The organism is Rhodohalobacter sp. (genome assembly GCF_034521535.1).
GTDB lineage: Bacteria > Bacteroidota > Rhodothermia > Balneolales > Balneolaceae > Rhodohalobacter.
In genome coordinates, this window is the sequence record NZ_JAXHMF010000004.1 from 30,150 (window position 1) to 52,333 (window position 22,184).

Genomic DNA, 22,184 nt, shown 5'->3' on the forward strand with positions numbered 1-22,184 from the left:
CACTGAAACACGGAAAAATCTTTATTTCGCTTTACGCAAAAGATGTATTTCGTCAATAAAATAATTTGAAATAACCTATAGGATTGATGAATAACTTTTGTCAAAACATTCTCAGCTATTAACAAGGAAGCTCCTAGCGGAGCTTTTGAATTAATGTGGTAGGGTATTCTATAAACAGGTAACTCCTCCGGAGTTCAAGGTGCCATGACCATGGTGAATAGAAAAGGATTATGTAATATTGGTAACATCGTACGCTAAATCATATCCGGGAAACATATGTACCACATTCCATAGATATAGCCGGGAAAAACATATCACATAAAAAAAGCCCCGACAATTTTTTGCCGGGGCTTTCAGGTATGATTCACTTAACGAACTACTCAGTTAAGCTCTAAAGAATATCGGTAGATAGGGCCGCTTAGATCCAATTCTACAGTATAATTTCCTGCTTCTTCAACTGGGATATTATTGGGGGAACCTGGTTGTAGTGTTCCATCTGAGTTGTCAGATCCGTAATTAAGATCCCAGGCATCGTTAGCACGGAACTTAATTTCTCCTACAGTCAGATCAACCGTTAATCTCCAAACTTTATCATTCGGATCGTAGGTCATGTCGGTATCTGCATCCCAGCCTCCGGGTGTAGCATTACCGATCAAGCCCCAATCAGTTGCAAGTAACTGATAAGTCAGGTTAGTGAGGTCTACATTAATTTTGTAGTAACCTGCATTTTCAATCATCAAATTACCGCCGCCGGGTTCCAGAGAGCCTTCTGAGCCGCCCCAGTCACCGTTATCCCAATTTCTTTCTGCAGTGAATTTAAATTCCTGATTATCTGCAGCGAAATAAACGTAGCCCTCATATTTATCATTTGAGTTCACAGATGCAAGTGCTGGTGCATTTTCAGGTGACCAGTCAGCTGTGTACCCGCTGGCTCCCTGATATCCGCCCGGTACATATATTTCCGGAAACTCGATAATGATTTCGTAAGGAGTAAATGCGAAGACAAAGACTTCAGAAATTCGATCTTCTACGTCTTCACTTACGTGTGCACGTATTCGCATCGGCACCTCCGACTCAATTCCGAAGGGCACACCGGCTACGTTGAGTCGGTTGTTAACTTCACCTACCGTCATTGAGATAGAAGTTTTATTTGTTTGTGCAAATGTAACAGGATTTTCAAAGTCTGATCCTTCTACATCCATTTCGATATAATAGGTTACAGCTGCATTAAAGCCGAAATCCGGTGCTTCCCACGAAAGTGTGAAAAGCTCTTCATCGGCATCTTCTTCGTTAAGAACAAAGCTTTCACCGCCTGAGTGTGAAGACAGAGCAGGGGAGCCCGGATCTGAATTCACTTGCGGTCCCGTTGTGTCTTCACACGAGGTGAAGACCAACAGTCCAATAATCGCGATTAACGATATAATTAAGTTTTTCATAGTGTTTATACTTTAAGTTTAAAATCGTTTAGTAACCCGGATTCTGAGTCAGATTCAAGTTTGAGTTGATATCTGATGATGGAATTGGGAAAATCTCGTAGTGGCTGCTTGTTCCTGTGCCTTCCTGAGTTTCTCCTTTCCATGACCATACATAGTTATCGCCTGTATAGCGATCAAATCTACGCAAGTCTGTACGTCTATGACCTTCCCAGTACAACTCTCGGGTTCTGTCCTGGAATACAAGGTCCAGATTCAGGTTGGCCGGAGAAATATTAGCAGCATCACTTCCGTAAGCTCTTTCTCTGAGCTCGTTGATCAGGTCTGTAGCGCGATTTACATCACCGCCCTGACCACCTCTAACGGTTGCTTCGGCATACATCAGATAAACATCTGCAAGCCTGAACATTGGAAAATCTGTATCAGCAAATTCAAGACGTTTTCCGGGCTGACCTGTAGAGGTGATGTTCTTCCACTTGGTTACGGCGTAACCGTTGGTGAATTCACCTAGCTCCTCGATTTCAAGCGATTGACCGTCTGTGTAGAACTTTGAACGTCCTTCGGAGTTTTCGACACTATAAGTCATATTGTTGATATCGACCGTGATCTGGTAAACACCGGCTGCCGGAATTGAGAGGTTAGTTGAAGAACCTGCTTCAAGTTCACCTGCCGAACTTCCAACTCCCCAGTCGCCGTCGTTCCAGTTTCGTTCTGCGGTAAATTTGTACTCAGCTCCCGGAGACGCGAAGTATACTACTCCAGTGTAGACATCATTACTGTTTTCAGAAATCAATGCCGGAGCATCTGCGGGCGACCAGTCGTTCGTATATCCGCTGGCAGCCTGATAACCGCCCGGAACATAAATCTCAGGGTATCCGCCTGTGTTAGCTGTTTGAGCGCCACTAAAGTTGTCATTCACATCGTCAAAAAACGATACGAATTCAGGAGTTACCCTGTGTCCGGCCCATCCGCCATCCATTCCAAAGTCTGCGGCACTCATGTTCCCGCCAATAGCAGCATGGATAATGAAGTTGGTTCCGCCAAACGTTTGAAGGTTCTCACCGTCAAACCGGATAGGGAAGATGATTTCTGATGCAGCCTCATTGGCATCGTTGTCTGCCAGGAAGAGGTTATCGTAATTGTCGGCCAGTTCGTAACCGCCTTCATTGATTACCCGTTCTGCGTAGGTGATTGCATCGCCATACCGGTCTTGCCCGATATAAACTTCAGCATTCAAATAGAGTTTGGACAGAAGGGTCCAGGCAGCACCGCGGTCAGCTCTTCCATATTCATTTGCTCCCGGAGCAGGAAGATCGTCCATAACGTCGAGCAGTTCGCTCTCAATATATGTAAACAGATCCTGTGCATTGGTAGGCTCGGGCATAAATGCACCGACCGGGTCATCTTCTGTTACAAACGGTACATTACCGCCAAACATATCCAGTGCGTGCCAGTAACTGAGGGCGCGCAGGAAGCGTGCCTCTGCTTCCATCTCTTTGATGATACCTTCATCACGCTTTTGGGTTTCACGAATAAACTCGTTTGTAAGAGCTACCTCGTAATAGATACGGCTGTACATACCCATAACAAAGTCATTAGAAGGACCCCAGGAGTGAAAGTTAAATTGTGGAAGACCTTCATCATTCCATCCTACAACAGCTTCATCGGTAGGTATGGTTTGATGTACCCAGAGCTGACGAATGTAGCTTGAGAAGCCTTCGTCAATTCCCTGGATGTCGGCATTACCGGCAGGACCTTGCTGGCCGGTTGCGGCAAAACCCGCATATAATTTCGCTAAAACCTGACGGAAATCATCAGGAGTATCGTACACATTTTCAGATGTGACTACATCATCGTCGATCGGTGAGGTGTTCAGGTCGTCCATACAAGACGTTGTGAACGCAACCGTCAGCGCGATGAGTGCCAGTGCTAATATTTTAAATTTGTTATTCAACATAATCGTCAAGATTAAGGTGTTTCAATTAAAAGTTGAGATTGAGTCCCAACAGAAAGGTGCGCGGCCGTGGATAGAGGTTGAAGTCAACACCTCCAAATACCTCCGGATCCTGCCCGCTGTACTCCGTAATAGTAAATACGTTTTGTACGGTAGCAGATACTCTCGCAGATGATACCAGATCAAACAGTCCGTCGATTGTATAACCAACAGAAACGTTATCCAATCTTACAAAAGATGCATCTTCAACGTAGTGATCAGATCGATATTGAGCGGTTTCAAACCCTGTTTCGTAAATAAATTCTGTAGGATTCATAACAAACCCGGCAGTATTATAAACAGAATTGTAGAACCCTCTGTCTGAAGCAACGTTGTTGTAGACATAATTGCCGAGGCTTGCCCGGGCAGAGAATGCCGCATCCCACTGCTTATATTCGAAACGTGAGGAGAGACCGAATGTATAGTCCGGATTTGGACTTTCAAGTCGATACTTATCTGCCTCATCAACTACACCGTCTTCATTTCTGTCAACGTACAATCCTTCAATCGGAGCACCCAATTCGTTGTAAACCTGCTCATATACAAAGAATGAGTTTCGGGGTGAACCTACACTGTGAACCTGAACAGTGTTACCGGTACCGCCGGCAATTCCGCCAACTTCAACACCTACATAGGTAGGATCATCGGCTGTCGTCAGTTTGGTAATCTCATCAGTTGTGTAGGTGGCGTTAAAAGATACCTGCCAGTATGTATCCTCTGTAGAGAGAATCCTGGAAGTAATATCAAATTCGACACCACGCACTTCAAGAGAACCAACGTTGGAAAGGATTCGGTTTGTAAAGTTGGATCCTGCAGGCACCGGAATCACATTTAAGAGATCGTCGGTTTCACGCAGGAAGTATTCAACAGAACCAAAGAACCGCTCATTTAACAAGCTGTAGTCCACTGCCACATTATACGTGGTTGTTTCTTCCCATTTCAGCTCTGAGTTGTATCCTTCAGGACGAAGGGTAGTGATCCATTCGTTGCCGAACGCATAACGTGCCGAGTTCTGTCCGAAAGTATACTGAGGCAGGTATGGGTAGTTACCCTGTCCAATTCTCTGCTGACCGGTTACACCGTAACCCAGTCTCAACTTCAGTTCATTAACGTTGTCGAACTGCTCCATAAAACCTTCTTCATGCATTTGCCATGCAACCGCAAAAGATGGGAAAAGGCCCCAGCGGTTATCCTCAGAAAACCTGGATGTACCGTCATATCTCAAAGTACTTGTAAGTAAATATTTGTCTTTGAGCGTGTAGTTCGCACGGCCAAAGAAAGAGGTGATGTAGTACTCTGTTGCGTAATCCGTATCGGAATCAACCCGGATTGCCTGAGAACGATCGAAGTTTGTAGAGTAGTTTGAACCCTCTTCGAAGTGATGTTCCCATGAGTAACCGGCCGTAAAATCCAGTTTACTTTCTATTGACTCGATATCCGTGTTATAGTTCAGATAGAAATCAAGCAGTTCATTTTCTTTACTTTGATCGTAGTCTGTCTGATTTCCGGAAAGTCCTTGACCATCAAAAGCGTAAGCAGCTTCGTCACTGACTAGTACTTTACCGTCACCAACGTCGGAATAATCGAGGCCAAGGTTTAAGGTCGCAGTCAGGTCATTAAAAAATGATGGATTATAATCCAGCTTAAAGTTACCGAGTATTCGGTAAACAGTGGACTCATCACGACGCTGTTCAATCAGCGCAACAGGGTTGGCCGGTGCGATTGGAATTGGATTTCCATCACCGTCGAGCCAGGCTGTATACCCGCCAAACTGCTCATTGTCTGACATTACCGGTTGAGTAGGATCAAAATTGATAGCGGTTGCTATGGCTCCCTGATCAGCAAATCTGTTGTCTATCCGGGTACCTCTCGCATTCAATTCAACTTTGAATTGATCTTCCAGAAAGGATGGGTTTAACGCTATAGATCCCGATAACCGTTCATTGTAGGATGTTCTTAATACACCCTCATTTCCTGAAAAACCGAAAGATGCACGATATGGAAGTAATCCGGCAGCACCACTAACACTTAAGTTGTGATCCTGACTGAAAGTATTGCGGAATATTTCATCCTGCCAATCGGTTTGGCTGTTGCCAAGACTATTTAATGCGCCTGATGGCAAATTTCCGTTATCAACACCGATTTGAACAAACTGAGCAAATTGATCCGCTCCAATCACATCAATTCGATCACTGTTGGTCTGGTAAGAGTATCGGCCGGTATAGTTAACTTCAATATCCTGACCCAATTCTCCTCGTTTCGTGGTAATGATAATAACCCCGTTAGAAGCACGAGAACCGTAAATAGCTGTTGCAGATGCGTCTTTCAACACGGTAATCGATTCAATATCGTTTGGATTGATCGAGTTAAGAGGGTTTCTCATACCGGAAATACCGCCCTCTTCCAGAGGAATACCGTCTACTACATATAGAGGGGCATTACTGGCCGAGAGGGAAGAACCTCCACGAATACGGATCGTTGCTCCGGCTCCGGGTGCACCACTGTTGGATGTAACCTGAACACCGGCAGCTCGTCCCTGGAAAAGTTCTTCAGGTGAGGTTATAGCACCTGAGTTAAAGTCTCTTGAACTTACAACGTTAACGGAACCGGTATTATCACCCCGTTCCTGAACACCGTAACCGATTACAACCAGTTCGGAGAGAGCCTGAACATCCGTGCTCATTTGCACATCAATTGTCTCGCGTCCGTCAACCGGAATTTCTCTGGTTACGAATCCGACGTAAGAAAAAACTAAAACATCGTCTTCGTTAACTCTGAGTGAGTATTGTCCTTCGAGGTTAGTTGTTGTACCCCGATCGGTAGTACCTTTCACGGTGATGTTAACACCGGGCAGGGTCTCACCCGTCTCTAGTTCTGTAACCGTACCGTTGACTGTAATTTCAGACTGCGCATGCGCGGGTAACGCATACGAGCAGAAAAACATAATCAACAGCAGGCTGAGTAGCTGTTTTACCTTCATAAAATCTACCTGTTTTTTTGATTAATGGAATTGATTAAAATTGTTATGGTTTGAAAGCGCTTTAATTACTTCACATCACGTCCAGATACCAATAATGTCTCCAATTAGTCACTAAAGCTATCCGATATTTTCAATAAGAGAGACGTTTTTATGAAAACGCTTACATCTTGTTCTTAAATCTAATAATTTTTTGTGAAGATTCCTTAAAGAGAGTTACGAAATCTTCCTAAACATGAGTTAAAAATGAGCATAGTAGATGAATTCGTGAGGTAGAGCTCAAATAGAAGCTAAAATACTCTCTTATCCTGCAATTTAGTTTTGGTAGATTGAGAGCGAAAAGCAAGAAGGTAGTTGTCATCTAAGATATTGACGCTCAAATCTGTACAATTTTATCCTTATTATTGCAGCGTTTTGAGCGGATAAAATGAAAGTCTGAGTGTAGCCAAAACGTCTCTCATTTGATCGAATCATCATTTGGTAAATAAAGTGAGTTCGATATAATTATTATCTATAATCGTCAGTTTGAGCGCAGTTTCGACCGTTTTTTTGGTCGGAACGGAGTCGAAAACACATTTCGACTTCATTTCAAGGAAAAAGCACTCTCGAAATTGCGCTCAATGTGACGTATTGCTTCATTCGAGGTATCTTTATCTCGAACTCACATTTAATAATTAACACTGGTTTATGATTTCATTTCTGAAAAGAAAAGGGGTTGAACTTTCTATAAAGACCTATACAGTTACGGCACTTTCCTACATGGCGCTGGGTCTATTTGCATCACTGATTATTGGTTTGATAATCAGAACAGCAGGTGAACAGCTGGATATAGAGATGTTGATGATAATTGGGCAAACCGCAATGGATTTAATGGGTCCGGCCATTGGTGTGGCAATTGCATACGGACTCAAGGCTCCCTCATTGGTACTGTTTGCCTCAGCCGTTGCGGGTGCCTTTGGTGCAACAGCCGGTGGACCTGCAGGAGCGTACATTGCGGCAGTGTTGGCAACAGAGTTTGGAAAGTTAATATCCGGTTCAACTAAAATAGATATCATAGCAACTCCGCTGGTCACCATTTTTGTTGGATATTTTGCTGCTGAATATATTGGTGTATTTATTAACGACGGGATGCTGGCATTTGGTGAGCTTATCAATTGGTCTGTCAACCAGCATCCCTTAATTATGGGTGTACTTGTTGCATCCTTGATGGGCATGGCGCTTACCGCTCCAATCTCAAGTGCCGCGATAGCGATTATGCTGGGACTGGATGGCCTGGCTGCCGGAGCTGCAACTGTCGGGTGTTCGGCGCAGATGATCGGCTTTGCGGTTAGCAGCTATAGGGAGAACGGTGTGGGTGGACTGATCGCGCAGGGGATAGGGACATCGATGTTGCAAATTGCAAACGTCATCAAAAATCCGTTCATCCTTCTGCCTCCGGTTATTGCCGGAGCACTGCTTGCTCCACTATCTACAATGGTTTTTATGATGGAGAACACACCGGAGGGTGCGGGTATGGGAACGAGCGGTTTTGTTGGGCAGATCTTTACGTTTACGTCGATGGGCTTCAGCTGGGAGGTGATGGCTTACATAATAGTGCTGCATTTTATCGGCCCGGCAATTCTGGCTTATTTTGCTTCGGAATATCTCAGAAGAAAGGGGTTAATCAAGCAGGATGATATGCTTTTGAGAAGTGAATCGAGATAGATTTACATCGGTTTTTTAATTAATTCATGAACATGAGTACGGTTCATATTAGTGAAATCAAAATTCCCTCCCCCTATCAAGGGGCTCCGACCGATAGCGACACGTGAAACGAAATTTAGAGGGGTGTCCATCGTTATTAACCATTTCTGATCATCATTCCCCTCACCCCCCCTGTTTAAGCCTGACATTACCCATATATTTATAGTAATAGTGTAATAAATGCATCGAAGCCAATATATTATAGCGTTTATTTTTGTGATGGAAAAATGATGGTCAACCTATTCACTTATACTTTTTTTTAAAAGAGCGAAAGAACCCTCCGGCCTTGATTGGTGGAGGATTTGCATGGTTTGCACCACAGCGCGGGAGACATCACAATATCGGCTCCCTTTTGGGAGCAATCGATGTTGTGTAACCGCGCGGGCAAACCAGGCCCGGAAGCAATCACCGTCCGGGAGTTTTTGATTCCTTTTGGCGGTCCAAAAGGAATAAGGGAAACAGTTTAACCTGAGGATGTACTTTATATCATTTTTAATGATTCTAAGATTATATGGGTGATGTTAGCCTTTTTAAGCTACCCTGTGTACACATCTTTAATAATGTTGATGAAGGCCTCAATATCTAAATTAAGTATTAAAGTGATTATAGCCTTTTTCAATGAGATCCCTCCATGCGTTCGCTTCGCCTGCCTGTGCTAAAGCTTCGGCAGACAGGCTCTCTTAGTCGGGACGACAAGGCCATTGGGTAAGGCAGCAGCGGGCTTGTCCTCCGTAGCATCAGCGCAGACAGGCATAACTGGCTGTGTTTGAGAATAGGTTGGGAGCCGCCCGCTGCAAATTCCCATGTGGAGCCTGTCATTCCGACCGGAAATCCGTGTTTTTCAGATTGAAGTGGAGGAATCTCCGGAAAACATTTAAGACTTACTTAGGTAATGATCTAAAATATATATTTGTGTACACACGGTAGCTTTTTATGGGGAACTTATTAGAACTTGATTTATGAATTGAACTCAGATTAAGAAAAGCAATATCTATATAAATATTTTATATAGATACATTCTATCTGTTGAAATACAATCAATTACACTTATCTGCCAATAAAAATTATACGCCTAAATAATTTAGGTTTTACTGTTATTTGACCTCATGATGGGATTTTGAGCTGTATATGAAGTGCACATTTACTGCATTAGCCATTTCCGGAGTAGATCAGGAAAAGACATGGTTTTTTCTGCAGGTCAAGTTCTCCGGTTTGCTTCCAGTGATGAACGGTTTTGGTCTGAATAAATTCATCTTTCTGGGTGATGTTGGAAGCAATACAGAGCCGGGTTGAAGGACGCAGTTTATTCAAAAGTAACTCGTAGAGCTGCTCATTTCTATGGGGAGTTTCCATAAAGATCTGGGTCCGGTTTTTCTGTGCCGACTCCTGTTCCAGCTCAGAAATTTCCTGCACGCGCTTATTTTCATTCAGTGAAAGATACCCATGGAACGTGAACGACTGACCGTTCATACCCGACGCCATAAGCGCCATGAGTATGGATGATGGTCCAACCAGCGGGACGACTTCTATGTCATTATCGTGGGCCAACTTTACGAGTTTTGCACCGGGATCAGCAACTCCGGGCGCTCCGGCTTCCGACATCAGTCCCACATCCTGCTCTTTCAAAAATTTAAGGAAACTGTAGACTTCCTGGTCGGGTGTTTTCTTATTCAGAACCCGCATCGTCATTTCGTAGGGAGGTGTGGGGTGTTTAATCCACTGCAGAAAACTCTGTGTTGTCTGAGGCTTTTCAACAATAAAGCAGTTTAGAGATTTCACGATCTCCAGTGTGTGCTCCGGCAGAGCCACATTCTTTTTGCGCTTACTGATGGGAGTTGGTATCAGATAAAGTTTATGCTTTTTCGTACTCATGATCCCCGTCAACTCGTTCGATTTGAAGTTTTTCTTCACCGTATCTAATCTTCCTGTAGGCGTATCTTGAACCGAACAGGGCAATGATTATGGTTGCAATCAACCCAATGGCCGTCACGCCCAGATTTACCTTAATCACACTCTGTTGGAGTTCATATGTAGGCATCAATACAATGGGCTTGAATGAGTTGGTGTTATACCGAATCGGAATCAATTCCGAGTCCATAATTACCTGAGCCATCTGCACCGGCAGGCCCAGCTGCCGCTCAATGACTTCATCTTCAGAGGTTGTGAAACGGATAACGACATAACCATTTGTTTGAGCAGCGATCTGCTTAATATCAAAATCCGTTACGGTTGCAATGTAGCTTTCTCCATTCTCGTATGTATTTTGAATGCCAAAATAGGTCGTAGCCTGATATCCAAATTGATAGATAAAATAGACCGGCAAAAGCCATATGAGGTAAATAAAATAGTATTTCTTCATTTTTTAATCGGGTTGTACATCATTGTTAATATCGTCCCGGGATGCCCGGATTGAAACCTGTTCCATCAAGTCGATCAGAGCCGGATCGTAAATCAACCGCTGCTGAAAATCCTGATGCATATGATTGCCAGACATGTGAAACCAAAATCCAATTGGCAGCCGATCAAAAAAGATGGCCTGAATTTTGGTGTCACCGGTGTAGACCAGCGTTCCAAAGTCAATTCCATTCAAAAGTCCCATCCGGCTATCAAAAAGGGCACCGTAATCGGTAAAGTCACGTGTTATTTCTGACCGGTCCTGATATGGAGCTCTCATCCAGTTTAGAACCATTTCAGCAGAGCCTTCTGAAATCTCGTCGCCGGTGCGGATTTTCCGTAAAAATGAAACGGCCTCTGAAGCTGTGGTTTTCGGAAAAAGATCCAATGCATCACGCTCTTCCATGAATGAACGTCCCAGCCTGTTGTTTTCGAGCTCTTCGCTCCAGGCCGTTCGTGAGCTCTGGTTATTTACAAATTGGTCTGACAGTTCAATCACATGAGACCGATACTCATCACGTCGGTTTTTCCATTGATCGATCAGTGCTTCAATGCTTTCGTCAGTGGCCGCTTCTGATATGGACAGATAGAGACCTGAATATGGAAGCGGCATTTCAGTTACATCAAGGTCAAATTTTTGTTTGAATGATTCCCAATCGTAGGGCTGAATATTCCACCATAAGTAGTCAGAAAGCGCAGGATCATTAAAATAAGAGAGCAGCAAAAGTGCATTATTTATAGTGATTGTGCCATTGTCGATCCATCCTTTTTGATCCGCGAATGTGAAGGCGTCATCGTGAACTGAATTATTTATATCCGGAAGCAGAAACGTATTGATCTCATCAAGAGCAATGGATTGATCGGGGTCAATGGTGCCGCTTTCCATTTCGATAGCATAGGCTGTCATCAGGAATAGGTCAGACAGTGAACCCATTGGCCTGGGTACATCAGCCTGAAAATTGAGGGTAGAGTCGGGGTGCTCCAATACGATACTTGCGATGGAAGCATGTTGTGGGTTCGCTTCAATATATTCCGTTAACCCGCGAAGCGACTGTGTTTTTGGAACCCACTCTGAGCCTTCCATAAATGCCTCTCTGTTATCCAGAAAGGTCTGAAAAGCTCCCCAGTTTAAGCCAATGACAACAACGACCAGCACAAGTGCTGTAGCTAAAAATGCGGATATGAATTTTAAAAGTCTCATGGATGTGAATAAAAGAAAATTTTGTGACTCAAATATGAAGCAGGTTCTATCTGCTCTCTTTATAAAATGTGTTTACCTGAAGCAGCCTGTGATAAAATTGGTTGAAATCGCGAAAATAAACGAATGCATGATATTCTTGCCGTGTATCAGGAAACAGGGTATCGAACGCCAGATCATTGACTCTGTTGTTGTCGACCAACACATATTTATACCGGTACGTGCCCTCTTTCATAGTTACAGACTGAATCCATCGGTCTATTTGTTCATCATAACTCATTCGATACTCCTGACTCAATTTCCATGAGTTGAAATCACCGACCAGGTAAATTTCCGGTCCTGCATTTAAATTGTCCCCGCCGTCAAATCTGAACTCAACGTCTAAATAGTTGCCGTTCATGGATTGATCAGGGCCAAACTGAGGTGGTACTCCGACGGAAACAGGCTGGTTAAACCCTTCAGCATCATCTCTTAGAACAACTTTCCAGGGTTCGCTGCTTTTATCGATATCCAGAACAGTTCGGCTCAACTGATCCACATTATTCAGGTTTAAGACCCGAAATTCATAGTCGCCTACGAAAGGCCGGTTTTGGGAGAGTTCAAACTGTACTTCATCTGGGTCGGAAAAATCAAGCTCTTGCGCTTCTGCTCTCTTTCCCCAGAATTGATTCTGACTGTAGTAGAAGGAGAGGTCAAACTGAGGCTGATTAAGCCAATCGGGCAATAAATACCGACTTACGGGCCTGTGCATGACCCTCAGCGAATATCTTGCCGAGCGTAATGTTTCAACGGATGAAGCAACGGTTCCCTCGTTTTCATAGACGAAAAAGGGAAGAGAGAACTGAAGCTCATCGGTGTCTCTGTTGTGAACGTGCAGCATATAGTTTCCGCTGACTCTGAATCCCACATTCTGATTGGGAAATTGGTAGGGATACGATCGATAGTACGGTTGAGTGGTTCGGCTCAGAATGCCACCCGGAATGTCGTGGCGGCCAAAGCCGGTAAAATATTGGTCGGGAGAGAGGCCGGACTCAGACCAGTCGGGATTGTGATGCGTAAATGAGATTTCGTAAGAGTGAGAATCAAACCCCAGGGATTCAAACCGAAGCGTGAGCTGATCATTGCTCTTTAACTCCAGAAACGGTGCTGAATTGGGTTGATCTGCCGGAAATAGCTCTACAGAATAAATCGGATGTTCCGGGGCAACAGTCTGAGGCAGCGTAAACTCGTGATCGACTGAAGAGGTTTGTCCGGAACTGTTGCCGGTATTGGATTTCGTCCGTTCGGTTCCCATACATCCATTCATTATGAAAAGGATGAATGGCAGGATGAAAATCCACAGAAGCTGTTGCCGGTATGACTGGTTTTTATATATAGTAGTTTCCTTCAAAAACAAATGTTGCCGGTCCTTCAAGTTTGATGTTGTGATAGTTTCCGGATGTTTCGTCAAAATCGAAATGGATGTTTAACGTGCCGCCTCTAACTTTTACGTTGTAACTGAACGTTCCCTCTCCGCTTTGCTGCAGGTAATGCCATGCCAGTGCAGAGGCAATGGCTCCGGTTCCGCAGGCAAGGGTTAGATTCTCCACTCCTCGCTCGTAGGTCTGCAGGCAGAGTTCATCAGAATTTACGCCGGCTATAAAATTCACGTTGGTTCCTACGGGCTGATAGTGATTGTGGTATCTCAAATAGCGGCCGTCAGTGATCAGCTGCTTCTCATCCTCAAGCTGATCCTTCTGAACGGGACAGACAACATGTTCGGTGTTGGTGTAGACGTTTAAAACGGCTTCCGATCCCACTTTTTCCTCTATAACTTCGGTTTGAAGCGGAAAAGAGATGGTTACATTCTGATCATCAACAGCTGCTTTGTAAATCTTGTCGTGAACTCGAAAGCTGAATGCCTTGGGTGAGCCCAGCGTAACGGCATAAGCTGCAAAACAGCGTGCCCCGTTGCCGCACATTCCCGCATCACTGCCGTCGGGATTTTTATAGACCATCACCAGGTCTGCTTTTTTGGACGTATCGTAGCAGAGTGCTATCAATCCGTCACCGCCCACACCAAATTTCCGATCACAAAGTACCGGAGCAATTTCGGAAAGTTCATCATCACCGATTTTAAGCGAGCGATTGTCGAAGAGTACAAAATCGTTGCCTGCTCCCTGCATTTTTATGAACGGTAAAGTAGAGTTATCCATGCGTCATTTACATTTCAGTGAGTGCAGGAAGATGTTTCCATGCGTCTTTTTCATCAATCAGGGGATCAAGACCGCGCATCAGGCTGCTGAAACGCATCGACAGTACAGTAAAAATATATTTAAGCTGGACATTTTGATAGAGCAGCTGTTTCAGATCCTGAAGGTGTTCTATCATCTCAATAATTCGTGCATCATTCATCGAGGCCGTAAACTTTTTGATCACTTCCAGTTGATCGACATTGGTGATCAGCCGGCTGTCGTTCTGTTCACGATAAACTAAAATATCCCGTAGAAATTGCTCGATAGAGTTACAAACGGCAATCTGGTTTTCAGTATTGAGCTTGCTGTTCCAGTCATTGATGATTTGTAACAGGGCCGGGACATCCTGAGTGTAGGAGAACCTTAAAAATTCGATGATTTCAGTGCGGGTCTGTTTCAGGGTATTTACATCGAAATAGCGGGCCAGTGCGTAGTTTCCATCGGCCATTCTCGCCAGAAAGGAGGCGTCCTCCTCCGATTTGTTGTCGTACTGCACCAAACCGTTTCGGATTTCCTCTTCACGCAAAGGATTCAGGCGAATTTGCTGACACCTGGAAATAACTGTTGGAAGCAGCTGGTCTGTATTGGTAGCCGTAAGTATAAAAACCAATCTCGAAGAGGGTTCTTCCAGGAATTTTAAAAATGCGTTAGCCGCCTCTTTCCGCATTGTATCTATCTCCGTAATAACTACAACCGTTCGCCGCCCTTCGTTTGGGTTATACTTCATTAAAGGCTGAATATCAGAGCGATAGTAGTCGATGGGATAGAATGCACGTCGGTTTTTGGAGAGCTTTTCGCTGTTTAGAGCCGGGCGAATGGCAAAGTCTACAATTTCATACGGATCCTGCGCCACCATCTCAATTCTCGGCTGAATCTCATTTTCTCCTTTGGAAGGAAAAGGAATAAAAAGATGAATGTCTGGATGAGCAAACCAGCTCGATTTTTTAGATTCTGCCGTTCCTTTTAAATCGGTAAGGTTATCAATACCGTTGATGGCCTCCGCCATGGTTAACGCAAACGCGGTTTTCCCGACACCCGAGGGTCCTGTAAGCAGATAGGAGTGGCTCAGTCGGTCGCTTTTCAGAATCTTTTCCAGCTTTTCACGGGCATCATACTGGCCCACTAATCTTCGATCTCCAAACGATATGTTATTTTTTAAAAAACTCATCAGGTTTAATTTTTATAAAGTCTATTCATCCCAGATATAATCAAACAGAAGCACTCCGGCTGCAATGGTTGTACCGCAATATCCGATCAGTGCGGCCAAATCATTGAGTTCTGAGCCGTCAGGTCCATTGACCAGCGCCATTGTGGTTGTACGGGTTAAAATAAGCAGCAGCGGTACTAAAAGTGGAATACACAATACAGAAAACACGGCTCCTTTGCGATCCGCTTTTGAGATCATCGCAGAAACCAGTGTGGTTACCGATGATAGCCCCGCGGCACCGAATATGATGGACAGCAGAAAGTATGGAAAATGAACAATGGTCATGTTCATCATCACAATGTAAAAGAAGAATGTAAAAACGTGCAGTATCAGCAGAAACAGAAAATTGTAGATCAGTTTTCCGGTATACACTTCTGTTGCTCCGGAATTGAGCCGCAGCAGTTCCCATGTTTTCTTTTCCGTTTCCTGAACAAATGATCTCATCATCCCGGTCATTGCTGCAAAAAGAATAACGATCCAAACCAGTCCGCTTTTTGGAGTGGGATCAAGCTGCTGGGCACTCAGCGTGAAAAGAATCAGAAGCAGGGCGGCTCCCGTAAATGCAAGGAGAGTATTAATCGCATACTTTGTGCGAAGCTCCTGCGTGATCTCTTTTTTAAGAATTGTTATGGATGATTTAAGCATAAAATACCGGGGACGTTGCGTGCCTTTAAAGGTACAAAAATTTAGCAGAGAGTAGAGAGTAAATTACGGCTATGGCCCGGCAGCAATACTGTAGAAATTGTCATTTAAAATAATCTTGGACACTGCAGGAATAATTTTGAAGAGTATGCGGTATGCTCCCTATATTCAGATGTACAAAAAACCGGATCTTGAATCATTTATATGAACATTCATTCACTACTCGACAAGTCGACAATTCTCGCTAATCTTGACGTGAAATCTAAAAAAGAACTACTCGAAGAGATGATTCAGTCATTATCAGATCAGGTTGAGCCGGAACAGCTTAAGGAGATCCGTGAGTCAGTTTTTGAACGGGAGGAAATTATGTCGACCGGTGTGGGTAAAAGTCTTGCCATTCCGCACGGTAAAGTAAAATCGATTGATGAAAACTACGCCAGCTTTGCGAAGCTCAAGAACCCGATCGATTATGAATCTATTGATGGCGAGCCCGTTCAAATGGTTTTTTTACTCGTAGGGCCCGAATCAAAACACACCATTCATATTAAACTGTTAAGCAGAATATCCAGATTGATGAACAGCGTCTCTTTCCGTGAGCTTTTAAGTGATTGCGATACGCCGGAAGAGATTTATGAAGCTTTTCATCAAGAAGAACAACGCTATTTTGCCACCTGATTCCCACGCCTATGATGAGCGCTCAGCTGTCACACAAATCAAAATTACTGCTACTTTTTCTCTGCTTCTTTTTTATTCAGAATCATGAAACAGTAGTTGCCCAGATCGCCTCTGAAATCGACTTCATGATTGACCGAAGCCGTGCAAATGATGCTTTTTGGGCTATTCAGGTCTCAGACAGTTCCGGAAAAGTACTCGAGGAACTGAATGGAGATAACTTAATAAGGCCTGCATCAAACCTGAAACTGATTACATCGGGTGCTATTCTGGATGAGTTGGGTGAAGACTACCGTTTTACCACAACACTGTACGGTAGGGGAGAAATTGTCGGAAATCGATGGGAGGGTGATCTGATCATCGAAGGTAGCGGAGATCCCTCGATTAACGGTGAATTTTATGAAGATCCGCTTTTTTTGTTTGAAGAGTGGTATCAGGTACTCGACTCGCTAGGAATTGAGCAGATTGACGGCAGCATCATCGCTTACGACGGACTTTTTGATGATGTTCCCTATCCGCGCGGATGGGAGTGGGACGATCTCTCATATTATTACGCTCCGGAAATCAGCGCGCTCTCTTTTAACTTCAACGTAGTGGATCTGGAAGTTGTAGCGGAGGGTTCTGTCGGTTCAAAGCCAACCATTCGCTGGTTTCCATTCAATACCCCATATGTTGAGTTTTTGAATCAGCAGACCATCACACCACCCGGAACAAAGTATAATGAGTCGTACCGCAGAGTGCTGGGTACAAATACAATCATTCTTCGAAGCACTCTGCCTCAGGGATATTATGAAACGGAACCACTATCTGTCCTTTCACCATCAACCTATTTTATTGATACATTTTCCCGTTATCTGGAGGATAGCGGAATTCGGGTACGGGGTCAGCTAATTGTAGAAAGTGACTACTATTCATGGAACACGGCCGGGATGGAAAAACTGGCATCACATACCTCTGAGCCCCTGCACAAGATGATAACCTGGATGAATCGTGAAAGCGATAACTTGTTTGCGGAAATGCTGACCAAAAAAATGGGGAGTCAGGTCTACGATACTCAGGGCAGTACGGAGATTGGTCTTCAGGTGGTGAAAGATTTTATGCACTCCGCCGGAATAGATACGTCTGTGGTAAGATTAAGAGACGCATCGGGCATGGCTCCGGCTAACCTGATTCGGGCTTCCGATTTAAATCTGTATCTTAATTTTATTAAAGATAAACCGTGGTTCGACACAATGTACGAATCACTGTCTGTTGGCGGATTAAACGGCACGCTTGGTCATCGATTTAGGAACAGTGACGTAAGTGAAAAGTTTTACGGAAAATCAGGATTTATGTCGGGTGTTCGTACGCTGAGCGGTTATTTAACAACAAGCTCAAATCAACAGCTTACCGTAACCATAGCAACCAACAACTACACGACATCAACAGCTCATGTTGACTGGGTTCACGAAAGAATTTTAGAATTTCTGCACAACAACTATTAAACGATGACTAAACAGCCGCAAATTTTAATAACAGATGATGAAAAGAGCATCAGAAATATTCTGCGGGATATACTCGAATATGAATCGTATAAAGTTGAAGAGGCTGAAAACGGTGCCGATGCGATAAAAATCATTTCAGACAAAGAGATTGATCTCGTTATCCTGGATATTAAAATGAAGGGGATGGACGGCCTTGAAACCCTCGAAAAAATAAAAGAGGAGAAGCCCGATCTGCCGGTTATCATGATCTCAGGTCATGGAACCATCAAAATTGCTGTAGATGCCACGAAAAAGGGAGCGTTCGATTTTCTGGAAAAACCACCTGACCTGAATCGTCTGCTTGTAACGGTTCGAAACGCTTTGAAGAGCAGCGAGCTGGAACGGGAAAACAAGCAGATCCGATCTGAGCTGTATGGGGCTTCGGATATTATTGGAGAAAGCGCGCCGATTAAGAAAATAAAAGATACCATTACGAAGATTGCTGCAACCAACAGCCGGGTTCTGATTACCGGTGAGAACGGTACCGGAAAGGAGCTGGTGGCCCGGTCGATCCACAGCCAGAGCAGAAGAGCATCAAAACCGTTTGTTGATGTAAACTGCGCAGCCATTCCGGCTGAGCTGTTGGAGAGTGAGCTGTTTGGCCATGAAAAAGGGGCCTTTACGGGAGCTGTAAAACAGAGAATTGGAAAATTTGAGCAGGCGGACGGCGGAACACTATTTTTGGACGAGATAGGCGATATGAGTCCCGATGCACAGGCTAAAGTACTGCGTGCGTTGCAGGAAAATAAAATCACCCGGGTTGGAGGCTCTGAAAATATTGAAGTGGATGTAAGGGTTATGTCAGCTACAAACAAGGATCTTCAAAAGGCGATCAGTGATGGAGAGTTTAGGGAAGATCTCTTTCATCGTTTGAGTGTAATACCTATTCATATTCCGCCACTGCGAGATAGAAAAGAGGACATCCCGCTTCTTGCCAGACAGTTTTTGTCTGAATTGGGAGAAGAGGATATTGTATTTGCCAATAAAACATTTTCTGATGAAGCTATTTCTGCCCTAAAAGAGCATTCGTGGTCCGGAAATATCCGAGAGCTTCAGAATGTGGTGGAGCGCCTTGCCATTCTTTCGGCTGAGGATGAAATTGCTGCAGATGATGTCAGGAGGCTTGTGGTTGGAAATCAGAGCTCAGAAAAAGTGGTTTCAGAACTGATAGATGACCTGGAGAGTTTTCAGGAATTCAAGGAAGAAGCGGAAAAGCTGTTTCTGGTCAAAAAACTTGAAAAGTACAACTGGAATATAACGGCAACGGCAGAAGCTATTGAGATTCGCAGAAGCCACATCTATAACAAACTGAAAAAGTACGACATTGAGCGTTAATTGGTTCATCAACAAAAAAAGAGTTAGCAGATTATGTCAGCAAAATTAATTGACGGGAAAAAGGTAGCATCAGAACTGAAAGAACAGATCAGGGAAGATGTTGATAACTGGGTGAGCGCGGGCAATCGCCGGCCTTTTTTGAAAGTTCTTCAGGTTGGAAATGATCCGGCTTCCTCAACTTATATCCGCGCGAAAACCCGTTCCTGCAAAGAAGTGGGGATTGATACGGATACTACTCACTTACCCGATACGGTTTCCGCAAAAGAGCTGAAGTCTGTGATTCAAGGTTTTAACGATGATGATTCTATTGACGGAATTTTGGTTCAGCTTCCTCTGCCGTCGCACCTTTCATCCCATGCTGTTATTGAAAGTATCGATCACCGGAAGGATGTGGATGGATTTCACCCGATGAACGTTGGACGGTTGACGCTTGATCAACCGACATTCAAGTCCTGTACGCCGGCCGGAATTTTTGAGCTGTTTAAGTACTACAGCATTCCTACAAAAGGAAAACACGCCGTAGTTGTGGGAGCCAGTAATATTGTGGGAACTCCGATGTCTATCATGCTTTCCCGCGAGAATTCAGCCGGTAAAGCAACCACTACTATCTGCCATAAGTTTACCAAAGATATCACTCAGCATACTATTGCGGCTGATATTTTAGTTGTAGCCGCAGGTCAGCCGAATCTGATAAAAGCCGAGATGGTGAAGGAGGGAGCTGTAGTTATCGATGTAGGAATAAATCGAGTGGCCGACGAGACCAACGACAGAGGTTATAAATTAACCGGCGACTGTGATTTTGAAAGTTTGAAAGATAAAGCAAGCTGGATTACACCGGTTCCAGGGGGTGTAGGCCCTATGACCGTTGCCATGCTGATGAAGAATACGCTTCTGGCTGCTAAAAAATCGATCTATCCGGATTGATCACTTAAAGGACTTTATGTTTGATCTGCCTCGTCTGATATCCATTACTCTGATATTCTTACTGTTTTATTCAGTAGCGGGAATGGCTACGGTTTCGGCACAGAGTGCAGGTTCTCAAACCCTGCAAGAAATTTCAACCAATGAGTTTCAAAACAATAGTCAAAAATCACCCTCAGCTGCGTTTGTTCGATCACTGGTTCTTCCCGGGTGGGGACATTTCTATGCGGGGAACCAACACAATACCCGTGGAGCCGTGCATGTGGGAGCAGACGCGGCATTAATTGGATCGATATTTGGATTTAATATCCGTGCGAACCGAATCGAAAATGATTACATAACGTTTGCCAATCTCAATGCCGGAGTTGATCTATCTTCCAGAGATCGCTCTTTTCGACTGGCTGTGGCCGATTTTAACTCGCTTGAAGATTACAATGACTATCAGCTTCGTACGCGTAACTGGAATCGCTTAATAGAAGACACTCCAAACAACAGATGGAACTGGCCGGACTCTGATGCCAGAAACAGATATAGCGAAATGAGGTCTGATTCAGATCGAATCCGGAGTCAAATTCCTGCATTGGCGGGGATTATGGTGGTAAATCGAATCATAAGTGCGATTAGTGCTTATAACCGGGTTCGAAATGAAATTGAATCAACACCTCAAAGCAGAACTGAATTGGCCATTCTCCCTATTATGATAGATAATCGTTATTCAGATATTTCAGGGGCTGCCGCACAAATCACAATACGTTTTTAAAACCCGGCGTCTCAATATGAAGCGATACAAACTCACATTTGAGTTCGAGGGCACAGACTTTAAAGGGTGGCAGAGGCAGCCGGATGTCCGCACGGTGGAAGGTGTAATTGAAGATGCGTTTAGTAAGTTCTATCAAGAAGAGATCAATATCATTGGCCAGGGTCGTACAGATGCAGGTGTTCATGCTTTAGCTCAAACAGCACACGTGGATCTGCCTGATCGCTTCACGATCAAAAAAATCGAACAGGCAATGAAGGGATTGCTGCCTGGGGATGTTGTTTTGAAGGGGATGGAAGAGGTTGACCAGGATTTTCATGCGCGATTTCATGCAGTACAAAGAGCATATCAATATCAGGTTTCTACAAAACCGGTTGCACTTAATCGAAATTTGGTCTGGAGTTATTTCTTTGAACCGAATATCGATTTGTTACATGAGTGTGCGGATAAAATTCAGGGAGAGCATGATTTTATCAATTTTTGTATACCCAATGATGAGGAGTACGGCACAACGATCTGTTCAATTACGGAAAGCAGATGGAGAGAAAAGGACGGGTTATGGTTTTACGAGATTGAAGGCAATCGTTTTTTACGACATATGGTGCGCCGACTGGTTGGTGGTATGATTAAGGTCTCTGCCGGAAAAATCAATATAAACGAGTTCGATCGATTCCTGACCGGTGAGGAAGTACGTCAAAAAGCTTTTTCTGCACCAGCCGCCGGGCTTATCCTTACACGAGTTCACTATACCTGAAATCCTCTTGTTAACAAATTGATAACATTGATTTAACGATTCAATAAGATCAGAAGTCCATTTTAGGTGCGTTACGATTAACCAAAATCAATGTATGTTAATTGGCTCCAGCTTTAATTCTACTTTGGACAGTATTCTGTTAGAGGCATTTCAAATCTCTGAAGAGAAAGAAATAGGTCGGATTGAAGTAGAAGAGCTAAACAAATCACTTCGCCTGGATCGCAGGGAGATAAAGAACTATCTGGAATATCTCAGCGATAAAAATCTCATCATTCTTTCCACAATTGGCGGGCCTTTTTTATACGGTCATGTAGAATTAACATCAGACGGAATAAAAAGGGCTAAACTAATTCAAAAAAAGAGGAATTCAGCAGGGTAAGATACTCAGCTCGATCTGAAGA

Annotated in this window: 18 protein-coding genes; 8 read left to right on the forward strand and 10 right to left on the reverse strand. The window is 44.0% G+C overall.

Going from position 1 to position 22,184, the window contains the following annotated elements:
* Positions 1-380: 380 nt before the first annotated feature.
* From U5K35_RS05905 to U5K35_RS05915, 3 genes are read right to left on the reverse strand one after another with little or no spacing between them, the layout of a single operon-like run.
* Positions 381-1,436, reverse strand: a complete 1,056-nt coding sequence (locus U5K35_RS05905) for a SusE domain-containing protein (protein WP_322570555.1) — start codon at positions 1,434-1,436, stop codon at positions 381-383.
* Positions 1,437-1,464: 28 nt separating this feature from the next.
* Positions 1,465-3,390 (reverse strand): RagB/SusD family nutrient uptake outer membrane protein, encoded by a 1,926-nt coding sequence (locus tag U5K35_RS05910; RefSeq protein WP_322570556.1) that lies wholly within the window; start codon positions 3,388-3,390, stop codon positions 1,465-1,467.
* A 25-nt stretch (positions 3,391-3,415) separates the two neighbouring features.
* The gene (locus tag U5K35_RS05915; protein ID WP_322570557.1) at positions 3,416-6,406 is read right to left on the reverse strand and encodes a TonB-dependent receptor; all 2,991 of its coding nucleotides are present in this window, start codon (positions 6,404-6,406) and stop codon (positions 3,416-3,418) included.
* A gap of 684 nt (positions 6,407-7,090) precedes the next feature.
* Between U5K35_RS05915 and U5K35_RS05920 the strand changes: the two genes are divergently transcribed.
* Positions 7,091-8,107 (forward strand): PTS sugar transporter subunit IIC, encoded by a 1,017-nt coding sequence (locus tag U5K35_RS05920; RefSeq protein ID WP_322570558.1) that lies wholly within the window; start codon positions 7,091-7,093, stop codon positions 8,105-8,107.
* A gap of 1,188 nt (positions 8,108-9,295) precedes the next feature.
* On the opposite strand, the gene U5K35_RS05925 is transcribed toward U5K35_RS05920, so the two are convergent.
* The 7 genes from U5K35_RS05925 to U5K35_RS05955 all read right to left on the reverse strand — a co-directional run bounded on the left by U5K35_RS05925 (position 9,296) and on the right by U5K35_RS05955 (position 15,824).
* On the reverse strand, positions 9,296-10,018 hold the full coding sequence (locus U5K35_RS05925) for an SAM-dependent methyltransferase (protein ID WP_322570559.1): 723 nt from the start codon (positions 10,016-10,018) through the stop codon (positions 9,296-9,298).
* Positions 9,999-10,505: a hypothetical protein gene (locus U5K35_RS05930; protein ID WP_322570560.1), complete on the reverse strand. Its 507-nt coding sequence runs from the start codon at positions 10,503-10,505 to the stop codon at positions 9,999-10,001. The genes U5K35_RS05925 and U5K35_RS05930 overlap by 20 nt, the downstream gene beginning before the upstream one ends.
* Before the next feature lie 3 nt (positions 10,506-10,508).
* A complete protein-coding gene (locus U5K35_RS05935) occupies positions 10,509-11,741 on the reverse strand; it encodes a hypothetical protein (protein ID WP_322570561.1) in 1,233 nt (410 codons plus the stop codon).
* 46 nt (positions 11,742-11,787) lie between these two features.
* Positions 11,788-13,032, reverse strand: coding sequence for a type IX secretion system plug protein domain-containing protein (locus tag U5K35_RS05940; RefSeq protein WP_322570562.1), 1,245 nt, complete (start codon positions 13,030-13,032; stop codon positions 11,788-11,790).
* A gap of 73 nt (positions 13,033-13,105) precedes the next feature.
* Positions 13,106-13,933 (reverse strand): diaminopimelate epimerase, encoded by an 828-nt coding sequence (dapF, locus tag U5K35_RS05945; protein ID WP_322570563.1) that lies wholly within the window; start codon positions 13,931-13,933, stop codon positions 13,106-13,108.
* Between the two features lie 7 nt (positions 13,934-13,940).
* Positions 13,941-15,140, reverse strand: coding sequence for an ATP-binding protein (locus tag U5K35_RS05950; RefSeq protein ID WP_322570564.1), 1,200 nt, complete (start codon positions 15,138-15,140; stop codon positions 13,941-13,943).
* A 21-nt stretch (positions 15,141-15,161) separates the two neighbouring features.
* Positions 15,162-15,824 carry a heme exporter protein CcmB gene (locus U5K35_RS05955; RefSeq protein ID WP_322570565.1) on the reverse strand — a complete coding sequence of 221 codons (663 nt, stop codon included), beginning with the start codon at positions 15,822-15,824 and terminating at the stop codon, positions 15,162-15,164.
* A gap of 201 nt (positions 15,825-16,025) precedes the next feature.
* Between U5K35_RS05955 and U5K35_RS05960 the strand changes: the two genes are divergently transcribed.
* The 7 genes from U5K35_RS05960 to U5K35_RS05990 all read left to right on the forward strand — a co-directional run bounded on the left by U5K35_RS05960 (position 16,026) and on the right by U5K35_RS05990 (position 22,162).
* A complete protein-coding gene (locus tag U5K35_RS05960) occupies positions 16,026-16,496 on the forward strand; it encodes a PTS sugar transporter subunit IIA (protein WP_322570566.1) in 471 nt (156 codons plus the stop codon).
* Between the two features lie 11 nt (positions 16,497-16,507).
* Positions 16,508-17,977: a D-alanyl-D-alanine carboxypeptidase/D-alanyl-D-alanine-endopeptidase gene (gene dacB, locus U5K35_RS05965; RefSeq protein ID WP_322570567.1), complete on the forward strand. Its 1,470-nt coding sequence runs from the start codon at positions 16,508-16,510 to the stop codon at positions 17,975-17,977.
* Between the two features lie 3 nt (positions 17,978-17,980).
* Positions 17,981-19,351: a sigma-54 dependent transcriptional regulator gene (locus U5K35_RS05970; RefSeq protein ID WP_322570568.1), complete on the forward strand. Its 1,371-nt coding sequence runs from the start codon at positions 17,981-17,983 to the stop codon at positions 19,349-19,351.
* A gap of 33 nt (positions 19,352-19,384) precedes the next feature.
* Positions 19,385-20,275 (forward strand): bifunctional methylenetetrahydrofolate dehydrogenase/methenyltetrahydrofolate cyclohydrolase FolD, encoded by an 891-nt coding sequence (gene folD / locus U5K35_RS05975; protein WP_322570569.1) that lies wholly within the window; start codon positions 19,385-19,387, stop codon positions 20,273-20,275.
* A 16-nt stretch (positions 20,276-20,291) separates the two neighbouring features.
* Positions 20,292-21,032 carry a hypothetical protein gene (locus U5K35_RS05980; protein WP_322570570.1) on the forward strand — a complete coding sequence of 247 codons (741 nt, stop codon included), beginning with the start codon at positions 20,292-20,294 and terminating at the stop codon, positions 21,030-21,032.
* Between the two features lie 16 nt (positions 21,033-21,048).
* Positions 21,049-21,783 carry a tRNA pseudouridine(38-40) synthase TruA gene (gene truA, locus U5K35_RS05985; RefSeq protein ID WP_322570571.1) on the forward strand — a complete coding sequence of 245 codons (735 nt, stop codon included), beginning with the start codon at positions 21,049-21,051 and terminating at the stop codon, positions 21,781-21,783.
* Between the two features lie 94 nt (positions 21,784-21,877).
* Positions 21,878-22,162 carry a hypothetical protein gene (locus U5K35_RS05990; protein ID WP_322570572.1) on the forward strand — a complete coding sequence of 95 codons (285 nt, stop codon included), beginning with the start codon at positions 21,878-21,880 and terminating at the stop codon, positions 22,160-22,162.
* The last annotated feature ends 22 nt before the right edge of the window (positions 22,163-22,184 follow it).

Coding starts and splice junctions, on each gene's coding strand:
- U5K35_RS05905 (WP_322570555.1), bottom strand. CDS start 1,436: ATGAAAAACTTAATTATATCGTTAATCGCGATTATTGGACTGTTGGTC.
- U5K35_RS05910 (WP_322570556.1), bottom strand. CDS start 3,390: ATGTTGAATAACAAATTTAAAATATTAGCACTGGCACTCATCGCGCTG.
- U5K35_RS05915 (WP_322570557.1), bottom strand. CDS start 6,406: ATGAAGGTAAAACAGCTACTCAGCCTGCTGTTGATTATGTTTTTCTGC.
- U5K35_RS05920 (WP_322570558.1), top strand. CDS start 7,091: ATGATTTCATTTCTGAAAAGAAAAGGGGTTGAACTTTCTATAAAGACC.
- U5K35_RS05925 (WP_322570559.1), bottom strand. CDS start 10,018: ATGAGTACGAAAAAGCATAAACTTTATCTGATACCAACTCCCATCAGT.
- U5K35_RS05930 (WP_322570560.1), bottom strand. CDS start 10,505: ATGAAGAAATACTATTTTATTTACCTCATATGGCTTTTGCCGGTCTAT.
- U5K35_RS05935 (WP_322570561.1), bottom strand. CDS start 11,741: ATGAGACTTTTAAAATTCATATCCGCATTTTTAGCTACAGCACTTGTG.
- U5K35_RS05940 (WP_322570562.1), bottom strand. CDS start 13,032: ATGGGAACCGAACGGACGAAATCCAATACCGGCAACAGTTCCGGACAA.
- dapF (WP_322570563.1), bottom strand. CDS start 13,933: ATGGATAACTCTACTTTACCGTTCATAAAAATGCAGGGAGCAGGCAAC.
- U5K35_RS05950 (WP_322570564.1), bottom strand. CDS start 15,140: ATGAGTTTTTTAAAAAATAACATATCGTTTGGAGATCGAAGATTAGTG.
- U5K35_RS05955 (WP_322570565.1), bottom strand. CDS start 15,824: ATGCTTAAATCATCCATAACAATTCTTAAAAAAGAGATCACGCAGGAG.
- U5K35_RS05960 (WP_322570566.1), top strand. CDS start 16,026: ATGAACATTCATTCACTACTCGACAAGTCGACAATTCTCGCTAATCTT.
- dacB (WP_322570567.1), top strand. CDS start 16,508: ATGATGAGCGCTCAGCTGTCACACAAATCAAAATTACTGCTACTTTTT.
- U5K35_RS05970 (WP_322570568.1), top strand. CDS start 17,981: ATGACTAAACAGCCGCAAATTTTAATAACAGATGATGAAAAGAGCATC.
- folD (WP_322570569.1), top strand. CDS start 19,385: ATGTCAGCAAAATTAATTGACGGGAAAAAGGTAGCATCAGAACTGAAA.
- U5K35_RS05980 (WP_322570570.1), top strand. CDS start 20,292: ATGTTTGATCTGCCTCGTCTGATATCCATTACTCTGATATTCTTACTG.
- truA (WP_322570571.1), top strand. CDS start 21,049: ATGAAGCGATACAAACTCACATTTGAGTTCGAGGGCACAGACTTTAAA.
- U5K35_RS05990 (WP_322570572.1), top strand. CDS start 21,878: ATGTTAATTGGCTCCAGCTTTAATTCTACTTTGGACAGTATTCTGTTA.